General features: G+C 64.2%; 19 protein-coding genes, 1 tRNA gene and 1 riboswitch. Of the genes, 10 read left to right on the forward strand and 10 right to left on the reverse strand.

What is annotated here, in order from left to right; genetic code table 11:
• Nucleotides 1–296: 296 nt before the first annotated feature.
• Entirely contained in the window at nt 297–1,532 is a 1,236-nt protein-coding gene (locus D4Q52_RS09720; RefSeq protein ID WP_119856352.1) for an MFS transporter, read from the reverse strand.
• Nucleotides 1,533–1,659: 127 nt separating this feature from the next.
• Between D4Q52_RS09720 and D4Q52_RS09725 the strand changes: the two genes are divergently transcribed.
• The 3 genes from D4Q52_RS09725 to D4Q52_RS09735 all read left to right on the forward strand — a co-directional run bounded on the left by D4Q52_RS09725 (nt 1,660) and on the right by D4Q52_RS09735 (nt 4,218).
• Nucleotides 1,660–2,178, forward strand: coding sequence for a GNAT family N-acetyltransferase (locus D4Q52_RS09725; RefSeq protein WP_119856353.1), 519 nt, complete (start codon nt 1,660–1,662; stop codon nt 2,176–2,178).
• A gap of 104 nt (nt 2,179–2,282) precedes the next feature.
• A complete protein-coding gene (locus D4Q52_RS09730) occupies nt 2,283–3,656 on the forward strand; it encodes an MATE family efflux transporter (protein WP_119856354.1) in 1,374 nt (457 codons plus the stop codon).
• Nucleotides 3,657–3,780: 124 nt separating this feature from the next.
• Nucleotides 3,781–4,218 carry a DUF2147 domain-containing protein gene (locus tag D4Q52_RS09735; protein ID WP_119856355.1) on the forward strand — a complete coding sequence of 146 codons (438 nt, stop codon included), beginning with the start codon at nt 3,781–3,783 and terminating at the stop codon, nt 4,216–4,218.
• A gap of 12 nt (nt 4,219–4,230) precedes the next feature.
• Here the strand turns inward: D4Q52_RS09735 and D4Q52_RS09740 are convergent, their stop codons facing one another.
• Nucleotides 4,231–5,382 carry a DUF3095 domain-containing protein gene (locus D4Q52_RS09740; protein WP_119856356.1) on the reverse strand — a complete coding sequence of 384 codons (1,152 nt, stop codon included), beginning with the start codon at nt 5,380–5,382 and terminating at the stop codon, nt 4,231–4,233.
• Between the two features lie 81 nt (nt 5,383–5,463).
• Nucleotides 5,464–5,598, reverse strand: a complete 135-nt coding sequence (locus D4Q52_RS26895) for a hypothetical protein (RefSeq protein ID WP_263859008.1) — start codon at nt 5,596–5,598, stop codon at nt 5,464–5,466.
• Between the two features lie 220 nt (nt 5,599–5,818).
• Nucleotides 5,819–6,025, forward strand: a riboswitch (cobalamin riboswitch).
• Between the two features lie 183 nt (nt 6,026–6,208).
• Between D4Q52_RS26895 and cobT the strand changes: the two genes are divergently transcribed.
• The 3 genes from cobT (at nt 6,209) to cobF (ending at nt 8,916) form a co-directional block, all read left to right on the forward strand.
• Nucleotides 6,209–7,273: a nicotinate-nucleotide--dimethylbenzimidazole phosphoribosyltransferase gene (gene cobT / locus D4Q52_RS09745; protein WP_119856357.1), complete on the forward strand. Its 1,065-nt coding sequence runs from the start codon at nt 6,209–6,211 to the stop codon at nt 7,271–7,273.
• Nucleotides 7,270–8,040 (forward strand): adenosylcobinamide-GDP ribazoletransferase, encoded by a 771-nt coding sequence (cobS, locus tag D4Q52_RS09750; protein ID WP_119856358.1) that lies wholly within the window; start codon nt 7,270–7,272, stop codon nt 8,038–8,040. Before cobT ends, cobS begins: the two co-directional genes overlap by 4 nt.
• Nucleotides 8,041–8,142: 102 nt before the next feature.
• On the forward strand, nt 8,143–8,916 hold the full coding sequence (gene cobF / locus D4Q52_RS09755; RefSeq protein WP_119856359.1) for a precorrin-6A synthase (deacetylating): 774 nt from the start codon (nt 8,143–8,145) through the stop codon (nt 8,914–8,916).
• A 202-nt stretch (nt 8,917–9,118) separates the two neighbouring features.
• Here cobF and D4Q52_RS09760 read toward each other — a convergent pair whose 3' ends face one another.
• Nucleotides 9,119–10,264 (reverse strand): glycosyltransferase family 2 protein, encoded by a 1,146-nt coding sequence (locus D4Q52_RS09760; protein WP_182915277.1) that lies wholly within the window; start codon nt 10,262–10,264, stop codon nt 9,119–9,121.
• 11 nt (nt 10,265–10,275) lie between these two features.
• Nucleotides 10,276–12,447, reverse strand: a complete 2,172-nt coding sequence (locus D4Q52_RS09765) for an HAD-IA family hydrolase (RefSeq protein ID WP_119856361.1) — start codon at nt 12,445–12,447, stop codon at nt 10,276–10,278.
• A 173-nt stretch (nt 12,448–12,620) separates the two neighbouring features.
• On the opposite strand from D4Q52_RS09765, the gene D4Q52_RS09770 reads away from it, so the two are divergent.
• Complete coding sequence (locus D4Q52_RS09770; RefSeq protein WP_119856362.1) at nt 12,621–13,739, forward strand: hypothetical protein; 1,119 nt, start codon at nt 12,621–12,623, stop codon at nt 13,737–13,739.
• Between the two features lie 38 nt (nt 13,740–13,777).
• Here the strand turns inward: D4Q52_RS09770 and D4Q52_RS09775 are convergent, their stop codons facing one another.
• The 3 genes from D4Q52_RS09775 to D4Q52_RS09785 all read right to left on the reverse strand — a co-directional run bounded on the left by D4Q52_RS09775 (nt 13,778) and on the right by D4Q52_RS09785 (nt 14,633).
• A complete protein-coding gene (locus D4Q52_RS09775) occupies nt 13,778–13,999 on the reverse strand; it encodes a hypothetical protein (RefSeq protein WP_119856363.1) in 222 nt (73 codons plus the stop codon).
• 104 nt (nt 14,000–14,103) lie between these two features.
• Nucleotides 14,104–14,448, reverse strand: a complete 345-nt coding sequence (locus tag D4Q52_RS09780) for a hypothetical protein (RefSeq protein WP_119856364.1) — start codon at nt 14,446–14,448, stop codon at nt 14,104–14,106.
• 108 nt (nt 14,449–14,556) lie between these two features.
• Nucleotides 14,557–14,633: transfer RNA gene (locus tag D4Q52_RS09785), tRNA-Met, on the reverse strand.
• A gap of 276 nt (nt 14,634–14,909) precedes the next feature.
• On the opposite strand from D4Q52_RS09785, the gene D4Q52_RS09790 reads away from it, so the two are divergent.
• Both D4Q52_RS09790 and D4Q52_RS09795 read left to right on the forward strand, forming a co-directional pair.
• Entirely contained in the window at nt 14,910–16,367 is a 1,458-nt protein-coding gene (locus D4Q52_RS09790) for a coniferyl aldehyde dehydrogenase (RefSeq protein WP_425328469.1), read from the forward strand.
• Between the two features lie 75 nt (nt 16,368–16,442).
• The gene (locus D4Q52_RS09795) at nt 16,443–18,053 is read left to right on the forward strand and encodes a GMC family oxidoreductase (RefSeq protein WP_119856365.1); all 1,611 of its coding nucleotides are present in this window, start codon (nt 16,443–16,445) and stop codon (nt 18,051–18,053) included.
• A gap of 500 nt (nt 18,054–18,553) precedes the next feature.
• On the opposite strand, the gene D4Q52_RS09800 is transcribed toward D4Q52_RS09795, so the two are convergent.
• Nucleotides 18,554–19,315, reverse strand: a complete 762-nt coding sequence (locus D4Q52_RS09800; protein ID WP_119856366.1) for a glucose 1-dehydrogenase — start codon at nt 19,313–19,315, stop codon at nt 18,554–18,556.
• 108 nt (nt 19,316–19,423) lie between these two features.
• On the opposite strand from D4Q52_RS09800, the gene D4Q52_RS09805 reads away from it, so the two are divergent.
• Nucleotides 19,424–20,206 (forward strand): SDR family oxidoreductase, encoded by a 783-nt coding sequence (locus D4Q52_RS09805; RefSeq protein ID WP_119856367.1) that lies wholly within the window; start codon nt 19,424–19,426, stop codon nt 20,204–20,206.
• A gap of 18 nt (nt 20,207–20,224) precedes the next feature.
• On the opposite strand, the gene D4Q52_RS09810 is transcribed toward D4Q52_RS09805, so the two are convergent.
• On the reverse strand, nt 20,225–20,854 hold the full coding sequence (locus D4Q52_RS09810; RefSeq protein WP_119856368.1) for a response regulator transcription factor: 630 nt from the start codon (nt 20,852–20,854) through the stop codon (nt 20,225–20,227).
• Nucleotides 20,855–21,443: the final 589 nt, after the last annotated feature.

Below are 21,443 nucleotides of genomic sequence, written 5' to 3' on the forward strand. Positions count from 1 at the left end.
TGTCGCAGCGCAGTCTTTGGCGCAAGAGACGCAGCGTATAGAAGCAGTTACCGGCAATGGCGTGATCTTACCGGCTCGTGATCTTACCGGCCTCTGGCGCTGCGTAATACTCCGCCGATGTCATCGGCACCAACTTCTCCCCACCGTCATGCCCGGGCTCGTCCCGGGCATCCACGCCTTGCTGACGGAGAAGTAGGAAAGGCGTGGATGGCCGGGACAAGCCCGGCCATGACGAACGTGGTGAGGGATCGACGACGGAAGCGGCACGTGGTGTTGAACGTGGTGCCGCCGCGCGCTCACGCCGTCGCCGGCACCACGATCTGTTCGCGCTGGCGCGGCGGGCGGACGTTCATCAGCATTTGGGCGGTGCCGGCGATCAGGCCGATCAGCACTGCGGCCTGCCAGGCGCGATCGTAGGTGCCGAGGTGATCGTAGATCATGCCGCCGCCCCAGGCGCCGATGAAGGAGCCGACCTGATGGCTGAAAAAGGCGATGCCGGTGAGCGTCGCCATGTAGCGCAGCCCGAACAGCTGCGCGACCAGGCCGTTGACCAGCGGGATGACGCCGAGCCACAGCGCGCCCATCACCGCGGCGAACACCAGCGTCGACGCTGCCGAGGCCGGGAAGTAGAAATACGCCGCGATCGCCAGCGAGCGGACGATGTAGATGCCGCCGAGCAGATACTGCTTCGGATAGCGGCCGCCGAGCCAGCCGCACACATAGGAGCCGAGCACGTTGAACAGGCCGATCGTCGCCAGGGCGCTGGCGCCGAGCGACGGATCGAGGCCGCAGATCGCCAGATAGTTCGGCAGATGCGTGGTGATGAACACGAGCTGCAGGCCGCAGACGAAGAACGCGGTCGCCATCACGACGAATCCGGAATGGCCGAGCGCCGCCTGCACCACTTCGCCGGCCGAGCGCTCGCTGTCGTCGGCCTTATCGATGTCGATCTTGTCGGAGCCGCCGGCGAAGAACGCCGACGGCAGCATCACCGCGGCGAGACCGATGAAGCCGATCAGCGCCATCTGCCAGCCCGAATTGGTGATCAGCGTCTGCGCCAGCGGCGACGCCAGCACCAGGCCGAGCGAGCCGGCGGCCGACACCGCGCCCATCGCGACGCTGCGCTTCGCCGGCGACACGGTGCGCGACGTCGCCGTCATCGTGATGCTCGAGGCCGTGCACGACAGCGCGATGCCGACGCAGACGCCGCAGCCGAGCGTGAAGGTCAGCGCCGAGTCGGCGGTCATCATCAGCACCAGGCCCGCCGCGTAGATCACCACGCCGCCGAGCATCACCCAGCGCGAGCCGTAACGATCCGCCATCAGCCCGACGATCGGCTGGGTCACGCCCCAGATGATGTTCTGCAACGCCGTCGCCAGCGAGAAGTCGGCGCTGGTGATGCCGACGTCACGGATCACGGAAGGTTGAAACAGTCCGAAGCTCTGCCGCATGCCCATCGCAAGGCTGAGCAGCACCGAAGCGCCGATCAGGATCGACCAGCGCTGGAACGAGGTGAGCTCTGCTGCCTTCATAGGACGATTTCCTCTGAGTCTTGTATTTATGCGGGCAGTCTTGCCCTGAATTGCGGCGTTTGACCATCCTTGCGGCCGGTATCGTGGTTCTGCATAGAACGCAGGGGTGGAGCGGCGAGGAGAACGGATGAGCATCGAGATCGATATCCTGTCGGGCGACGCGGCGTGGCCGACGGTGCGTCCGCTACTCGAGGCGGTGTGGCCGCCGGACGGCGCGGCTCAGCGCGCCGCCGCAGAGCGCCACCACCCGACGCTGCGCGTGCTGATCGAGTCCTCGGGAGAGCTCGTCTGCCAGGTCGGGATTACTATCCGGATCATCACCTGGAACGGCCGCAAGTGTCAGGTCGGCGGCCTCGGTGAGCTCGCCACGCGGCCTGACCGGCGGCGCCAGGGCTTCGGCTCACTGGCGCTGACGGCCGCGGTGCAGACGCTGCGCGATCACGAGGCGATCGATTGCGGCCTGGCGTTTTGCAATGCGGAGCAGGCCGGTTTCTTCGAAGCGCGCGGCTGGCAGCGCTACGACGGCGCCATCGCGGCCGATCAAGGCGGCGGCAAAGCGCCTTATCGCGAGCTGACGCCGCTGCAGCTCGATCTGCGCCGCAAGGTTCGCGGCGGCACGCTCGACCTCTGCGGCTCGCCGTGGTGACGCCTGCTTTCGGCGCAGGCCCGGCGAGCTTGCGCGCTATTGATATGTCGATCATAATATAAACCGAGCCGCCGGCAGGGAGCGGACCACCAGGGCGGGAGCCAATGACAATCGACGCACCGGCCAACATGCCCCTGCCCGCTCCGCCGCCGAACCAGTTGCTGACTGCGCCGATCCTGCCGACGCTGACCCGGCTGGCGATTCCGAACGCCATTGCGATGGTGGGGACCGCGGTGGTGTCGATCGCGGAGACCTCCTATATCGGCCGGCTCGGCACCGAGCCGCTGGCCGCGATGGCGCTGGTATTTCCGTTCGCGATGCTGACGCAGATGATGTCGGCCGGCGCGATGGGCGGCGGCGTATCCTCGGCGATCAGCCGCGCGCTGGGTGCCGGCGATCGGGTCCGTGCCGAGGTGCTGGCGCTGCACGCCCTGATCATCGGGGTGTGCGGCGGCCTGGCGTTCACGCTGCTGATGCAGGTGTTCGGCCGATCGCTGTACACGCTGCTCGGCGGCCGCGGCGAAGTGCTCGAACAGGCCTGCAGCTACTCGGTGGTGGTGTTCGCCGGCGCGGTGTCGATCTGGCTGGTCAACACGCTCGCGTCGGTGCTGCGCGGCACCGGCGACATGGTGCTGCCCTCGGCGACGCTGATGGCGGTCGCGGTGCTGCAGATCGCGATCGGCGGCACCTTCGGCCTGGGTCTGTTCGGGATGCCGCGTTACGGCATGCCGGGCGTGGCGTCGGGGCAGCTGATCGCCTGGACGCTCGGCGCGCTGTTTCTGCTCGGCATCATGGCGAGCGGCCGCGCACGGCTGAGGCTGCAGGTGCGATCGTTCACGTTTCAGCGGTCGATGTTCGTCGACATCCTCAAGGTCGGGGCGATGGCCTGTCTGGCACCGCTGCAATCGGTGCTGACGATTCTGATCTTCACCAAGATCCTCGCCAGCTACGGCACCGCGACGCTGGCCGGCTACGGCATCGGCTCGCGTCTCGAATTCCTGCTGATCCCGATCGCCTTCGCGGTCGGCGTCGCCTCGATCCCGATGGTCGGCATGGCGGTCGGCGCCGGTCAGGTAGCGCGCGCGCGACGCGTGGCGTGGACCTCCGGCGCCGTGTCGGCGCTGGTGCTCGGCGTCATCGGCCTGGTGCTGGCGATCGCACCGGGCCTGTGGGTGTCGCTGTTCACCACCGATCCGGCGGTGACGCAGGCGGCGCACTCCTATTTCCATTGGGCGGGGCCGTCCTTCGCGTTCTTCGGCCTCGGCGTGACGCTGTACTTCGCCTCGCAAGGCGCCGCAAAGGTCGGCGGCCCGGTGCTGGCTTCGACCGCGCGACTGCTGCTGGTCGCAATCGGCGGCACCGCGCTGGCGGCGAGCGCAGCGCCGGCCTGGACGCTGTTCGCCCTGGTGACCGCCGCGATGGTGGTATACGGCGGCGGCACCGTGCTGGCGATCCATCTGTCGCGGTGGGGCAAGTGATCGCAGCCGCGCTCCGCATCTTGTGTCCGCCCCGCCTTTGCCACGAATCCTCGGCCTCTGCTATTCAGGGCTTCGCGCTGCACCGACCTGCGGTGCCGCGTGCGCAATGAGGACTGGAGGCTAGATGATCACCCGCACCGCACTGTTCGCCGCCGTCATGTTCGCCATGCTGGCGCCCGCCGCCGCGAGCGCGCAGTCCGGCCCGACCGGCACCTGGCTGACGCAGGCCGGTGACGCCAAGGTGCGGATCAGGAATTGCGGCGCGGCGCTGTGCGGCACGGTCGTGTGGCTGAGGCAGCCGATCGATCCGAACACCGGCCGTCCCCAGGTCGATGACAAGAACCCGGATCCGGCCCGCGCCTCGCGGCCGATGATCGGGCTGCAGATCTTTGGCGACATGCGTCCGGTGTCGCAGGGCAAATGGGCCGGACACATCTACAACGCCGACGACGGCAAGACCTACGAGACCAGCCTGTCGCACACCGGACCGACGACGCTGCATGTCGAGGGCTGCGTCGGCTCGCTGTGCGGCGGCGAGACCTGGACGCTCGACGGACGCTGACGACCGCGGCCGTCAGGCGCGCATCGCCTTCAAGGCCATCGCCGCGGCCGCATAGCCGCCGCCGGCGCCGTCGATGAAATGCACATGATCGCTGCGCGTCGCCGACGGCGTGAAGCAGGTCATCATCGCCGCGTCCTGGCGGAGCGCCCCGTAGTGCGCGACACCCGCCTCGGCCGCCGCCGCCAGCGTCTGCTCCAGCGCGTCGGCGAGGTCGGGCGCGCAGTCGAGGATCATGCGCAGGCCGTCGTCGTATTTGCGGAAGTCCGAATTCTCCACCACCTGCGTCAGATAGGTCTGCGGCACGAAGCCGCCGACGCTGATGCCGAACCGCATGACCACATAGGCGAACAGCGTGTAGGCCAGCACGCCGACCCGGCGGACCAGCAGCGAGCCGCCCCGGACGGTCCGCGCTTCGAGCTCGAAGCCGGCCGGCGGCCATCGCAGCCCGGGCCCTTGTGACGGGACCGGCCGGCCGGCATCGGGGCTGCGCTCGGTCAGCGCTATGACCCGTTCGACCAGCGCCCGATATGCCGGGCTGGTCGCGTCGGTGGCCGGCAGGACCAGCAGCGTCAGGATCACGCCATGCGTCGCCGGCATCGTCTCGAACCGGCAGGACAGGCCGGTGAGATCCGGCAATGTGCCGGGCGGCGCCGCATCGACGGCGAATTCGCCGCGCTTCATCGCGGCCTCGGCCCAACCAAGACCGCCGCCTGCAAACATCGCGTAGCGGACGTGCGGCGACGGCGCAAACCGTGCGATGCGAACGTCGAGCCTATGACCCCGGATCGCCGTGACCGGCACCAAAGCGATGCGCAGCGTCAGATCGAGTTCGTCGCGTGCCCAAGCGGCGGCGGCGGCCATTGCTGTGGAGGCGGCTTCGCGATCGCGCGGCGACACCGCAAAGCTCGCCCCATCGCCGCCGAACACGAACGGAAAATCGCGGCCTTGCAGCGCATTGGCGATCGCCGCGATGACCGAGGCGCCGGCCATGTTGACGGCCTTGTAGCGCTGCGCGGCGATCGCGCCCGTGGAGTCGACGATGTCGGCGGTTCCGACCACCCAGTCATCTGGCAAGGACGTGTACAGCGCCGGATCCATTAGGCTGGCAAAGCCGGAGAAGACCGCCACGCTGTCGTAAAACGAGCTGCTGTCGTCCGCCGTCATCGCCCGCAACCCCCATCGACCTCGACGTCAGATACGACCGTGCATCCGCGGAGTTTGCAGATTTCGTCCGGCCCGGCCGCTTCAATCGCCCTTGGCGCACAGCCCCAACGCGGCCGTCACCGATCCGCGCACGCAGCGCGTCAGGGTAATGTCGGCGTACAGACCATAGGCGAACACCGCCAAGGCCAGCAGGACGATAATGCCGAGCGATTTCAAACGATCCACTTCCTTCTGACACCGAATCTCCCCCGCGAGTCGGGTCCGGCCCCGGTGTGGCCGCGACTTAGAGCAGAATCACGGCGCGGCGATCAACCCATTGCATCGGCCTGCAGATTGCGCCGACACTCACCCGACCTTGCTACCGATCCGCGTTGCACCTTCGTCGGACCAGGCCGCTAAAGCCGGTCATCGCAGTTGCACAGGCCTGGGCAGCGTGCTGTGGTGCGGCATCTTCGGTGCCCTTCCGCGGAGGGGTGAAACGGGAATGCGGTGAGGCGAGCGATCGCCGAGGCCGCGGCTGCCCCCGCAACTGTAAGCGGATCGTCTCCGGTCACACGCCACTGCGGCCATCCCTGCGGCCGCGGGAAGGCGATCGGGACAACATCCGCAAAGCCAGGAGACCGGCCGGAGACCCTGCAACATGCCATTCGACGGTGGGTCGAAGAAGGACGTTCCGATGCCGCATCCGCTCCTCACGTAACCTTTCCTGCAACGCCCGCGCCTGGTTGCCGGCCTCCGCGCATGCACGTGCGGCGGCGCCGCGATCTGCCGCTCGCCGTGTCGTCCGCACCGCATCCGAACTGTCTCGCCGAAACGATTTCGCGCCATGCACGCACTGCTCGATCATCTCGAAAACCTGCCGATCACCGCCGTCGATCGATCGCTCGAACCGGCGCTGCGCGCCCGGCTCGACGGCAAGGCCAAGCCGCCGGGCTCGCTCGGCCGGCTCGAAGACCTTGCTGTTCAGCTCGGCATGATCTGGCACCCGGCGCCGCCGCGCACCAAGCGCGCCATGGTGTTCGTGTTCGCCGCGGATCACGGCCTCGCCGAGGACAACGTCTCGCCCTACCCGGCCAGCGTGACGCAGGCGATGGTGAACGCGTATCTCGCCGGCTGCGCCGGCATGAACGTGCTCGCCAGGGCGGTGACGGCTGAAGTCAGCGTCGTCGACGCCGGCATCGCCGCCGACCTGCCGCCGCATCCCGGACTGATCGACCGCAAGATCGGCCACGGCACCCGCAATGCGAGCCGCGAGCCGGCGATGAGCCTCGACGACGCGCGCCGTGCGCTCGGCGCCGCGATCGCGCTGGTGTCGGAGGCGATCGACGGCGGCGTCGATATCGTGGCGATCGGCGAAATGGGCATCGGCAACACCACCTCGGCCGCGCTGCTGACGCATCGGCTGACCGGCACGCCGATCGACGAGTGCGTCGGCCGCGGCGCCGGACTCGACGATGCCGGCGTCGCGCACAAGCGCGCGGTGGCGCGGATCGCGGCGGCCCGCAGCGACGCATCGGCGCCGCTCGAAGTCCTCGCCGACTTCGGCGGCTACGAGATCGCCATGATGGCCGGCGCGGTGCTGGCCGCCGCGGCGAAGCGGCGGCCGGTGGTGATCGACGGCTTCATCGCCAGCGCGGCGGCGCTGGTCGCGGTGCGGCTGCATCCGGCCGCGCTGGACTATTGCGTGTTCTCGCATCGCTCCGCGGAGCGCGGCCACGCCGTGCTGCTCGGCGCGATGAGCGCGACGCCGTATCTCAACCTCGGCTTCCGGCTCGGCGAAGGCACCGGCGCGCTGATGGCGGTGCCGCTGCTGCGCGCCGCCGCCGGCATCCTCACCGAACTCGCCGACCTGTCCGACGTGCTGGCCGGCCGTTTCGGACCAAGGCCGTGACCCGCGAACTCCGCCCGTTCTTCAACGCGCTGCAGTTCATGACGATCCTGCCGGCGCCGCGCGTCGCGCAGTTCGATGCCGACTGGCTGCTGCCGGCCGCAAAATACTTCCCGCTGGTCGGCGCGCTGATCGGACTGTGCTGCGGCGGCGTGCTGATCGCGGTGTCGGCGGTCTGGTCCGGCCTGGTGCCCGCCGTGCTGGCGGTGATCGCCGGCGTGGCCCTCACCGGCGCGCTGCATGAGGACGGCATTGCGGACAGCGCCGACGGGCTGTTCGGCGGCCGCACGCGCGAGCAGCGGCTGACGATCATCAAAGACAGCCGCATCGGCAATTACGGCGCCGTCACGCTGATCGCCAGCCTGGTCCTGCGCATCGCCGCGCTGGCGACACTGCCGCCCTGGCTCGGCGCCGCCGCGCTGGTCGCCAGCCACAGCCTCGGCCGCGCCGGCATTCTGGCGGCGATGGCGATGCTGCCTTATGCGGGCAATGTGGCGACCGCGAAGCTGACCTATCCGGACAGCCGGCTCGATCCGGCGGGGGCGATCGTCGCCGTGGTGCTGACGCTGCTCGGGCTGGCGTGGCTGATCGCAGCCGAACCCGGCGCCGCCGCCTGCGGGTTGATCGGCGCGGTGGCGCTCGGCGCCCTGCCGGCGCTGGCCGCCGCCCGGCTGATCGGCGGCTATGTCGGCGACGTGCTCGGCGCCACCGAACAGCTGACGCAGATCGGCCTGCTGCTCGGCGTCGCGGCGATCGCCGGCCATGGTTAGTTCGCCAGCCCCCACCCCGCGGTCATTCCGGGGCGCGCGCGCTCTTCGCGCGCGAACCCGGAATCTCCCTTCGCCATTGATGCACCGATAGGATCACGCCCGATGCGCAAACTTCTCCTGATCGGCATGGGCCCCGGCGACCCCAGCTACCTGACGCTGCAGGCCGTCGAGGCGCTGAACCGCGCCAGCGTGTTCTTCCTGCCCGATAAGGGCGCCGAGAAAGCCGAGCTGAAGACCGCGCGCGAAGCCATCTGCCGCCGCTTCATCAAGACGCCCGGCGCGCGCTTCGTCAGCATCGACATCCCGCAGCGCGCCCCGGCCGGCGACGATTATCGCGCCGTGGTCGACGACTGGCACGCCGCCATCGCGGCGCGCTACGCGGCGCTGCTGACCAGCGAACTCGCCGACGAGGGCTGCGGCGCGTTTCTGGTGTGGGGCGACCCGACGCTGTACGACAGCACGCTGCGCATCCTCGACCGCCTGCGCGCGCAGGGGCTGGCGATCGACACCGAGATCATCCCCGGCATCACCGCCGTGCAGGCGCTGGCGGCACGCCACCGCATCGCGCTCAACCGTATCGGCGAGCCGATCACCATCACCACCGGCCGCAAGCTCGCCGCCGGCCTGCCGATCGACGCCGACAGCACCGTGGTGATGCTCGACGGAGACGAGACCTTCGCCAAGATCGACCCCGCCGACCTCGAGATCTACTGGGCCGCCAATCTCGGCCTCGCCGACGAAGTCCTGATCTCGGGGCCGCTGCAAGACGTAGCCGCCGAGATCAGCCGCACGCGGCGGCAGGTGCGCGAAGCGAAGGGCTGGGTGATGGATATTTATCTGTTGCGGAGGGGTGACACCGCGAAAGCGGAAGCGTGAGACCATCGGGCTGACGCGTATTCATCGTGATGGAGAGTGCCGGGCAAACGCGCGGGCGCCGCTGTCAGCGATGCACGGCCACAAAACAAAACCCCGGCCACAAGGACCGGGGTTCGATTTGGTTGAGGGGACCCAGACTAATTGATGTTCTTCGAGCACGGTCGCCCCTTGATCGGCACAAACCCCGACCCCAAGACACAAACTAACGCGAATGCACCGAAGATCCATCGGCGGAGAGCGTGCGAAATCTCCCACGCCAAAGTGCAATGCGGTGCCGGATTGGCAGCATCCTTCGCCAACTCCAATGGATCGGCCGCAACATCTTGCGCAGCCAGACCGCTGTGACACTGATTTCATTGATAGTCGAGTGAGCCTGGAGGCTCACCGACACGAGCTGCTGCAACGATGCTTCTACCGATCCCGACCGCTCGCTTAGGAGACGCTGATACTCATCAAAAGATGCCATCTGTTGCTTCAAGGGTGCAAGTGCAACATCCACTTGCTGTGTGATAGCCTGAAGAAGCCCCTCCATTGGGAGGTCACGCGTCACGCTTCTCAACAATCGATTGCGAACCGCAACCTCTTGCTCGCGGTGCATTTGCACACCATCAACAACCGTATTGCTATAGACTGAGTTGGTCCCCGCAGTTCTGTGGTGGTAGCCAGCGAGTGTCTGTCGAATGAACCCAATATCCCCGACTCGCATCAACCTAATGTTAAAATCCCAATCCCCCAGGACCGGAAGCGCCTCGTCAAACAGCCCGATCTCCTTCACTACTGACCTTCGAAACACCAAACAAATCGGTGGAAATCTATTTGCGACAATTAGATCGGAGTACGATATCGGTCCCTGATTGAACCTCCAAAGCTCTTCGTGCACTTTCTCAACCGCACCGTCAGAGATCCGCTCAAAGACAACCTTGCAGCCCGTTGTTACGCCAACAAAGCATTTGTTTTTGCGTTCCGAAAGAAACGACACTGTCGAACTTAGAAACTCCGGGTTCCACGTATCGTCATCATCATGGATGGCTACAAATTCCTCCCGACACGCCCGAAGCGCTGCGTTGCTTGCAGCCTCCATCCCTTTACTGACCTCGTGATGCATCACCGTCAGGCGCGATCCGAAGACAGGCCTATACATTCTCAACAGATCTTCGAGCTCGAACTGATCACCACCATCGTTCACGAGGTAGAGGTGCCAACGCTCGAACGACTGGAGCAAAACACTACTCAAAGAACGATGTAGCAATAGAGGTCGATTCTTCGTCCGCATAATGACCGCGACGTCAGACGTTTCATCGGGGCGCCCGCATGGCGTATCAACCATCGGAAGCGAATTATCCAACATAACCATTACCCTTAGAGAAATTGCGAGAACGTTCGCTCATCATAGTTTGTGAGCTGACGACAAATATCCTGCCGCAGACGGGAACGACTTTCGGGATCAACGCACTTGTTTAGTGCGGCCAAAGCAGTTCCGATAGGCCACTCGGTGTCCGAAAGGGCCACTGAGTGATAGCTGTCGTTGGAGAGCGACCCTATCAATGTCTCGAATAGAGCATGCCCGAAATCACCCGAGTGTCGTATCGAACCGATCGACTGTAATTCGTTATTCGATGGCGACAGTGAAAGTCTAGCCAGGGCGGCCATTCCCGCATCCAATGACAATTCCTCCAAAGCGATTAGAGAATCCTTTTGCCGTTTGAAGATGGCCGCAATGCCCTCAAGAGTCGCAGTTTGAAAAGGTTCAATCAAGGAAGCGCTGTACGAGGTGAACTCGTTTGGCGGCGCCAATACCGGAGACATGACGCCGTTCTTGACGCCGTAACCGAGCGTTGTCCCTTCACTTGAGGAAAGTAGATTTTCAAGTATCGCTACTGAATTGTTTAACGCCCTCTGATCGTCGTGAGGGATATAATCATTACCAAACGCCGCCTCCATCCAGCCGGCACGAGGACGGTTTGATTGAGCAGCCGGCCACAAGCCAAAATAGAAACCCATGATGGTGGGTTTCAATCCACTCGCTCGGAGGATGCTGACGATTGAAGCCTGCATTGTGCCGTGCCAGCCGACATCAACGAGGCCTATTTCACCATCCTGCAGTCCCTCCTGACAAAGATAGCGAACGGCATTCTGGTACTCAACGCCGAGACACCGATAGATCTCTTCCGAATGGCGCTGAAAGAGCGACTTCAGCAAATTGACGCCATCAGGCCAACCTACAATAGCATCTAGAGAGCCGAACGCCGTCTGGGCGTCGTGTACCAACCGCTCTATGCAGTCTAAGTTCGATCGTTTAAGTATTTGAAGAACGCTGTGCGGTCTGTAAGACTGAGCAAGTGTGTCCAAGGCGATTTTACTAAGTTCCGTCGAGCTCGAGGAGACAAAGCCCGCCGCCAAGTTGAGAGCTCTTCTTGAGATGTAGAGATACCGCTCCTGAATGCTCGATGCCTCTGCCAAACCAGACGCGATCCATGCATTTCTCACCAAGTATCCGTCTCTGGCGCAGAAGTACAACTTCCTAACGCCGGCCTTCTCAGCCCGTTCTTTTAACCACTTGATATAGGAGCCGATTACAACGGCCCCCCAAGAGCGCCCAAGGACCCTCATCGTCTCAGATGGCTCTTGTCTGACCTTCTGCTGTGCAGACCACAGTTGTGCTTTCCGCGCAGCCAGAGAGAGCGGGACAATCGCCCCTTCGAGCGCCCCCCCACGCCTCCTGTTCGAAATAGCCTTCACAAACTGCAAGGCCACGATACCAGCGCATGTCGCCGACTGTACGTCGCTCCATTCGTCATCGCCGATATGGACAACCTTGGACTCTGCACCACAGATGCGACGCACAATCTCCCACTGAACACCAGCAGCCTTCGTCGCGCCGGTTTCGGACGACACGAGCAACTCGAAACTGTCGGAGTATCCTGATTCCACCAAAAAGCCGCGTATATCTCGCGAATTGTGGTACATGTCCGAAATGAAGATTACACGTTTGCCGAGACTGATCGCGAGGTCCACCGCCTTGCGAATTTCCAGGACAGGCAGAAGACACAACCTCTCAACAAGCAGTTCCAAGCGTGCAATGATGTCTGAAAACTCTTTATAGCTGGGATTGTTCTGAACTAATTCGGCCAATATTTCTGAGAAGGTGATTTCGATTCTGCCGAGGCAGCGAGCACGCTCTCGCGCCTTCTTTTCGGCCGCCTCGCGAGCGACCGAAAATCCTCGAAATGACGCTCCAAATCGTAAGATCAGCAAGCGTTCCATCAGCGCGAAAACATCGACAGGCGCCTCCACTACCCGTGTCAACGCAGTATCGAAGACATCGAAGCTAACGACATCCGCATCGCCAATAATCGATGAAAACTCTGTTAGCCAACCGTCGTCACATTTCCAGTTCGACAGAATTGCTTCTCTTTGCCGAATAAGCCGATAAAGCTCCGCCCGCTCAGCCTCTCCGAAAACCTGGTCGAGTTCATTAGGCAATGGCAACGCGACGCCGAGACTATCGTCCAGGATCTTCGCTAGTAACATTACGCACCGATAGGCTAATAACGTCGTCCCCAAATCGGGAATTTATCGACTGTCTAATCAATCCGAGCATAGACACAACCACACGATACTACCAACGATCATATACTATAATCCTACGGACCAGATAGAAGCAGTTTGGAATCCTGCGGTCCGACAATCGAAGGTAACTGTAAATGCCTCTCAAGAGCCGACGAAACATCGTAATTACCTCCGACATTCTTCGCCCCTTCCTAGAGGGCGATCACTGGTATAGTGGCACCTGGAAAAACGTTCGGTGGCTCGATGCCCTCGTGGGAACAGCTGCACGGCGCGCTGGCTGGAATGTCCGGACAGTCTCTTGGGACACATTACTGAGCGATTCGAGCGACTACGTTGATGCCCACGAACTGTACGACCTTCTGGATCTTCCACTAGATATCGAAGGATGGATTCAGTTAATTGCAAAGCCCACACTCCCCACTGAGGTGGAGCAGAAACTCCTAGCGAACTTCACTGGGGCGGATCTTGTCATCGGATACGAGTTGCCCGACTATTTACTCCGCATCTTTGATCGCGCTGGATTCTCTGTGATTGACCTTGTTCTTCACCCGATTCGATTTCTTGATGACCTAGTCATCGCGGCTCGATCTAACAGGAAGGACATTCATCGCGCCTTGTGTTTCCACGCACTTTCATCAGACACGATTGATTTGCAGGTCGCGCTGATCAAAGCGAAAGCAGCGTGGATGAGATCAACACGCCAGCTTACTGGCAAGACAGCATTATTAGTCGGTCAAGTCGCACACGATCGCTCGATAGTCGACCTTTCTACACGTCGATTCCGCAATTTTGGTGATTATAGATCTGAGATCGAGCAACTAAAAATGGAGCATTCTGCTGTTTTATTTAAGCCCCATCCATACGACCCACCAAACTCGGCATCACAGTGCGCAGTTCGAGAGCTGACGGGCATCGAGTGGGTGACGGACAACTTCTACTATCTTGTTGCTCAACCGGAGATCACCACCGTCTGTGCCATAAATTCCAGTGCTCTCCTGGAAGCGAGGCATTTCGGTAAGAGAGAGGTTTGGCTATCCGATCCTCTTTACCGCTTCGGCGATGAATTTCCGTCAGAGTCGTCAAGATACGGAGGCCTAGTTCCGCAAACTCCAGCCTGGATCTATCCGTCATTCTGGAGGAGCATTAAGAGCGGGATTTTGGAGGCTCACAACATCCCGTTCGTACGCGATCAGATTAGAAGATCGTTCAACGCGGATTGGGGCTTTTCCGGTGTTTCAAACGTAGTTGTATGACACGTTCGAGGCCGGGTGAGACGGGCAGCCAGTGACGCTTATTCGCGCACCGGTGCTTCCAAACGCACCGCCGGGGCGATGCCATGCCGCTTCAGTTCGTTCGACAGTAACGCGATATGATCATTGAGACCTGAAATCTCATGGTTGAGCTCGGCGATTTCTGCGCTCTGCTCTTCCATCGCTGCCTTGGCGAGCCGCTGATATTCCTCTGCGCCGGTCGTCTGAGAGGCGCCACGGCCCCGGAAAATTCCGCCCGTCATCCGAATTCGGGTCGTTCCCCATCACTCGCGGACGTATTCGGTGATTAGAGCTGGATCGGCGAGGTCGCGCTCGGCGCTGCGCAGGGTCTTCCCTGGAGGCTTTATCATCGCGCTCGCAACGAGTTGGCGCGGGACAGCGCCGGCCGCTGCGAGCTAGCCGAGACCAAGCTGCAGACGGTGACAAGCGCCATCGAGAAGACGGTCGACGCGATCGTCACAACCGCCAGCCGCGCATTGCAAGACCGCCTGGCCACCCAAGAGGCCGAGCGGGACGCGCTCAAGCAGGAATTGGCGACGATGGCGTGCCCGGCGATCAGCTTCCGCGCGCCGCCGCCGAGCTTGCCGAACGCGTCGGCAACCTCAACGCCATGGTGCAAGACGCCGACCCGCAAAACCGCAACCAAGCGATCTCCGCGATCCGTCAGATAGTCGAGAAGATCGTAGTGCATCCCCGGTCAACAGCAAAATGCCCGTAGACCTGTAGGTCCACGGGCATCTAGCCACTTAGCTTGGCCTGTCAGATCAAGCCGCCGAGGCGGCGGGATCTAACGGGGAGCTGGTTGCGGGGATAGGATTTGAACCTATGACCTTCAGGTTATGAGCCTGACGAGCTACCGGGCTGCTCCACCCCGCGTTAAACCTTTGCGCGATCCTCAGAAAGCAGATGACCATCAACGCCCAAGGGCGTCGATTGATCCTCCCGGAAGCTTCCTGAGAAGGGGCCCGGGGCAGTGCCCGGGGCGCGAGGGGTGTCTAGCAATGCGCGGGGGATTTGGGAAGCCCCGTGACGCAGATTTTCAAGATTATATGACGGCCGGAACCGGATGCGGTTGCGGCGGCCCCGCGCGCCTGCAAGACTTCGCCGAAAGCGGCCCAATTTCAGAACAACCGGCCGGATTGGGAGTGCGCCATGGACCAGCCGTTGGACCGGTCGCTGGACCAGCCGTCGACCGGCTTGGGGGCCAATGCCCTGCGGGACAGTTTTGATCGCATGGTCGAGCGCTCGCGCGCCGACGCTCCGGCGACGCTGGAGCAGCGGCTCGACCGCTTGAGGCGGCTGCGCAGCCTGCTGACGGACAACGAGCAGCGGTTCGAGCAGGCGATCTCGGCCGATTTCGGCCATCGCTGCGCGGTCGAGACGCTGATCGCCGAGACGCTCAGCCTGCTCGGCGACATCAAGCATACGTCCAAACACCTCAAACGCTGGATGGCGCCGCGCAAGGTGAAGACCGAGCTGCAGTTCTGGCCGGGGCAGAACCGGCTGCTGCCGCAGCCGCTCGGCGTCGTTGGCATCATCGCGCCCTGGAATTATCCCCTGCAGCTGACCGTCGCGCCGGCGATCGGTGCGCTCGCCGCGGGCAACCGGGTGATGATCAAGCCGAGCGAATTGTCGCCGGCGTTCTCGGCGCTGCTGCAGGAGACCGTCGCGGCCACCTTCGACGCCGACGAGATGGTGGTGACCGGGATCGAGGACGGCATCGCCGAGGCGTTCGCGCGGCTGCCGTTCGACCATCTGATGTTCACCGGCTCGACCCGGGTCGGCCGCATCGTCGCCGAGGCGGCCGGCCGCAACCTGACGCCGGTGACGCTCGAGCTCGGCGGCAAGTCGCCGACGCTCGTCGATCGCTCCGCCGATCTCGACGAGGTCGCGCCGCGGATCGCCTATGCCAAGCTGATGAATGCCGGCCAGACCTGCATCGCGCCGGACTACGTGCTGGCGCCGCGTGACAAGGTCGAAGCGCTGGCGGACAAGATCCGCGCCGCGATGGGGCGAATGTTCGGCAGCGATCCGGCCAACCCCGACTACACCTCGATCGTCGCCGACCGGCACTATGCGCGGCTGCAGGGCCTCGCCGACGACGCCGCCGCGCAGGGTGCCAAACTGCTGCAGCCGGCACCCGCCGACGATCCGGCGTGGAGCAGCCGGCGCAAGTTTCCGCCGACGTTGGTGCTCGGCGCGACGCCCGACATGAAGATCATGCAGGAAGAGATCTTCGGCCCGCTGCTGCCGATCCTCGGCGTGGATGATGCGGCGGAGGCGATCCGCTTCGTCAACGGCCGCGACCGACCGCTGGCGCTGTACTGGTTCGGCACCGATGAGGCCGCGCGCGACGAGGTGCTGGCCCGCACGGTGTCGGGCGGCGTGACCATCAACGATTGCCTGGTGCACTTCGCGCAGCAGAACCAGCCGATGGGCGGCGTCGGCGCGTCCGGCACCGGCGCGTATCACGGCGAATGGGGCTTCAACACGTTCAGCCAGCTCAAGCCGGTGTTCTATCGCTCGCCCTACAACCGCTTCGCCGATCTGTATCCGCCTTACGGCGGCAAGATCGCGCGGCTGTCGAAACTGCTGCGATGGCTGTCCTGAGCTGACGATGTGACGACCAGCGACCGGACGCAGAGCCGGCGCTTCTAACAAACAACAAGAATCCAGGAGGACACGATGACGGAGACGCATGACTTTGTCGTGGTCGGCGGCGGCTCGGGAGGATGCGCAGTGGCCGGACGGCTGTCGGAGGATCCCGGCACGTCGGTGGCGCTGCTCGAGGCCGGCGGCCCCGGCGACAATTGGGTAGTCAAGACGCCCTACGCGCTGTCGCTGATGGTGCCAAGCAAGCTCAACAACTGGCATTTCGAGACGGTGCCGCAGCCGGGCCTGAACGGCCGCATCGGCTATCAGCCGCGCGGCAAGGCGCTCGGCGGCTCGTCCGCCATCAACGCCATGGTGTATATCCGCGGCCACAAATGGGACTACGACCGCTGGGCCGAACTCGGCGCGAGAGGCTGGTCCTATGCGGACGTGCTGCCCTTTTTCAAGCGCGCCGAGAACAACGCCGAGTTCAACGGCGCATATCACGGCCAGAGCGGCCCCTTGCACGTCGAGCGGCTGCGCACCGACAATCCGGTGCACGAGATCTTCCTGCAGGCGGCGCGCGAGGCGCAATTCCGCGTCCGCGACGACTTCAACGGCGAGGAGCAGGAGGGCCTCGGCCTGTATCAGCTCACCCAGCACGACGGCGAGCGCTGGAGCGCCGCGCGCGCTTACGTGCATCCGCATAGGACGACGCGGCCGAACCTGCGGGTCGAGACCGGCGCGCAGGCGACGCGAATCCTGTTCGAGGGCGGCCGCGCCGTCGGCGTCGAATATCACAAGGACAACGAGACGCGGCAGCTGCGCGCACGCCGCGAAGTGATCCTCGCCTCGGGCACGTTCCAGACGCCGCAGTTGCTGCAGCTGTCCGGCGTCGGCTACGGCGAGATGCTGCAGCGGCACGGCATCGCGACGCTGCAGCACCTGCCGGGCGTCGGACAGAATCTGCAGGACCATCCCGACTTCATCTTCGCCTATCAGTCCGATGCGCCGTACTTCACCGGCACCAGCTTCACCGGCATCGGCCGGCTGCTGTCCACGATCGGCCAGTATCGCCGCGAGGGACGCGGGCCGCTGACCACCAACTTCGCCGAATGCGGCGGCTTCCTGAAGACGCGACCGGACCTCGACGTGCCGGACATCCAGCTGCATTTCGGCATGGCGATGGTCGACGACCATGGCCGCAAGCGGCACTGGGGCACGGGGTTTTCCTGCCATGTCTGCCTGCTGCGCCCGAAGAGCCGCGGCAGCGTCGGGCTCGGCAGCGCCGATCCGCTGGCGCCGCCGCGGATCGATCCGAACTTCTTCGGCGACGCCGATGATCTCGAGGCGATGGTCGCCGGCTACAAGACGACGCAGCGGCTGATGCAGGCGCCTGCGCTGCGCGCCCTGCAGCAGAAGGATCTGTTCACCGCCAACGTCCGCACCGACGACGACATCCGCGCCATCCTGCGCGCCCGCGTCGACACCGTGTACCACCCGGTCGGCACCTGCAAGATGGGCGCGGCGGACGATGCGCGTGCGGTGGTCGACCCGCGCCTGAAGGTGCGAGGCGTCGCGGGCCTGCGCATCGTCGACGCCTCGGTGATGCCATCTTTGATCGGCGGCAACACCAACGCGCCGACGATCATGATCGGCGAGAAGGCGGCGGATATGATCAAGGGGGAGATGCGGGCGAATTGAGGAGGTTGCTACGACAGAAAGCGGCGAGCCGATGCAACGGGCAGCTTCACAGATGCAACGAGAGAAGCCGCGAACGGAACAACAAAGAGAAGTCGCAAAGCCCTCTAAGCCCCAGGCACGTCATTCCGCGGCGCTCACGAAGTGAGCGAACCCGGAATCCCGAAATTGGGGCGAAGGCCGGTCGCAGAACGCTGCGAGATTCCGGGTTCACGCAGCTGCGCTGCGTGCCCCGGAATGACCGCGGTGGGGGCAGAGAAGTAGCAGACGCCAGTCCGCCCAGCCCCACGCACCGTCATTCCGGGGCGCGCGTAGCGCGAACCCGGAATCTCGATGTTGCGGAAAAGGCCGGTCGCTGAACGCTCCGGGATTCCGGGTTCACGCAGCTGCGCTGCGTGCCCCGGAATGACGTGCTTGGGGCGAGCGAACGAGAGGCTGTGTCGTGACGCGCGCCGCGGCGCCGGCGTCGCAGCGGCCTCGCGCCGCGGCTCCGGCACTACTCGCTACCCCAGCAAGAACCCGCCATCCACCGTCACCACGCTGCCCGTCATGTACCTCGACGCGTTCGACGACAGCAGCAGGATCGCGCCGTCGAGGTCGGTTTCGTGGCCGACGCGGCGTTGCGGGATGCTCTTGATCAGCTTTTCGCCAGCGGGCGTGGCCCACAGGTCGCGGTTGATGTCGGTGTCGATGTAGCCGGGGGCGAGCGCGTTGACGCGGATGCGCGACGACGCGAGTTCGAGCGCCAGCGCCTTGGTGGCCTGGATGATGCCGGCCTTGGAGATGGCGTAGGGCGAGACGAATTTCAGCACGCTCTGGCCGAGCACCGAGGCGATGTTGACGATGTTGCCGCCCTGCTGCCGGGCGATCATCCGCCGCGCCACTTCGGTGGCGAGGAAATATGCCCCCTTGAGATTGGCGCCGATCACCTTGTCCCAATCGGCCTCGCTGGTGTCGACCGCGAGCTTCTCGGTGGCGACGCCGGCGTTGTTGATCAGCACGGTGATCGGCCCGAGTGCGGCTTCGGCTTGGTCGAGCGCGCTCGCCATCGACGCCAGATCGGTGACGTCCATTTGCACCGCGACGGCGCGGCCGCCTTTATCTTTGATCTCCTGTTCCAGCGCCTTCAGCTTGTCGGTCTGGCGCGCGGCGAGCATCACGGCGGCGCCGCGCTCGGCGAGCACGCGGGCGAATTGCCGCCCGAGCCCCTGCGAGGCGCCGGTGACCAGAATGACTTCGTTGCTGACGTCGAACAGTGGATCCATGCCGCGTTTCCCGGTGATGCGTTATGCGTTGCCCTCCCCTTACCATGCCGGACCGGGATGGCTAGAGTGCCGGCCGCATCGACATCGCCAAGCATCCGGGAGTGAAACGTGGATCTGGGAATCAAAGGCCGCCGCGCGCTGGTGTGCGCATCGAGCAAGGGACTGGGGCGCGCCTGCGCCGAGGCGCTCGCCGCCGAGGGCGTGCATGTGACGATGACGGCGCGCGGCGCCGAAGCGCTCGCGGAGGCCGCCGCCGCGCTGCGCAAGGCTTATCCGGACGTCGAGATCCTGGAAGTCGCCGGCGACATCACCACGCCGGAGGGCCGCGCCGCGGCGCTGCAGGCCTGTCCCGAGCCCGACATCCTGGTCAACAACGCCGGCGGCCCGCCGCCCGGCAATTTCCGCGATTGGACCCGCGACGACTGGATCAAGGCACTCGACGCCAACATGCTGACGCCGATCGAGCTGATCAAGGCGACCGTCGACAAGATGATCGAGCGCAAGTTCGGCCGCATCGTCAACATCACCTCGGCTGCCGTGAAGGCGCCGATCGACGTGCTCGGCCTGTCCAATGGCGCACGCACCGGCCTCACCGGCTTCGTCGCCGGCCTGTCGCGCAAGACGGTGCGGCACAATGTGACGATCAATGCGCTGCTGCCCGGCCCGTTCGACACCGACCGGCTGCGCGGCGTCTCCGCCGGTCAGGCCAAGGCGTCAGGCGTACCGGTCGAGCAGATCCTGCAGACCCGGATGAACGAGAACCCCGCCGGCCGGTTCGGCGACCCGGAGGAATTCGGCCTCGCCTGCGCGTTCCTGTGCGGCGCGCGCTCGGGCTACATCACCGGGCAGAACATCCTGCTCGACGGCGGCGCCTTCCCCGGCACGCTCTGAGCGCGCCTGCCCGCGACGTCAGACCCTGGAGGCCGTCATCACGATGCGGACCAGATCGGTGGCGTTGCGGGCGCCGAGCTTCTTCATGATGTTGGCGCGGTGATACTCGATCGTGCGCGGGCTGATGCCGAGCTGACGGCCCGCCTCCTTGTTGGTGTTGCCGGATGCAAACAGCTCCAGCACCTCGCGCTCGCGCAGCGTCAGCGGTTCCTTGCCGGGGAATTTATAGGACGGCGCCTTGGCGGTCTTCCCGGGATCGCGGCGGCGCTGGAACGCTTCGATCGCCTCCTCGACGCGGCTGACGATCTCCTTGCCGCGAAACGGCTTCTCGATGAAATCGAGCGCACCGTTTTTGATGGCGTTGACCGCCATCGCGATGTCGCCCTTGCCGGAAATCATGAAGATCGGTGCGGGATAATCCTCTGCGTGCAGTTCCGCCAGGATATCGAGGCCGGACCGGCCGGGGATATGCACGTCGAGCAGGATACAGGCCGGGCTGCGGCTGCGCGCGACCGCGAGAAGTGATTCGCCGTCGGCGAAACAGATCACCTCGTAGCCGGCAGCCGACAGAACGATCGAGAGGGTTTCGCGCACGGCCGGATCGTCATCGACGACAAAAACCTCCCCTCCTGACGATGCCTCATTCATCGGTCGACCTCCAAACGGCTGCGAAAAACGCGCCTGACAACACCAGCCCTCGTATTGATAAGACTCAGCAACGACACGCTCAGAGCAACCAAATCAATTGGAACACGAACAGACAACACCAGCGGTGCTATCTGCTTCCGCTGTTATTGCGCGGAGCGATCTTGCGTGAAAAGCAGGGAGTGGGAACTCACGGCCCGAAATCCAGAACCGCCATCGCGCGACGCACAACTCATCGATTAAGATATTCATGAACAAGCAACTCTTCTTCGCATAACACCAGGAGGCGGACTCGAGCAAGCTTAGCTGTTCGCACACGGCTGTTCCGGGTGGATAACTGGTGCGGTCGTTGCGATGGACCGACTTTGGCTGCTGCGGGGCATCGGCTGTCAGCCCGGCTACGGCTTCAATACCCGCGCCGTCACTGCAGTCGCCCCGCTCAAGACCGGAGGCCGACCGATTAGGTGGCGCATCATCGCCGGGTATTTGGCGACCACCTTCGGCCGGTCCAATCATCGAGAACATTGTCGGCCTATTCCCCAAATCGCATACGCGAAGGTGTGCTGGCGCCATGGGCAAGTTTTCTGCCGCC

Source organism: Rhodopseudomonas palustris, from assembly GCF_003591005.1.
Classification (GTDB): domain Bacteria; phylum Pseudomonadota; class Alphaproteobacteria; order Rhizobiales; family Xanthobacteraceae; genus Rhodopseudomonas; species Rhodopseudomonas palustris_K.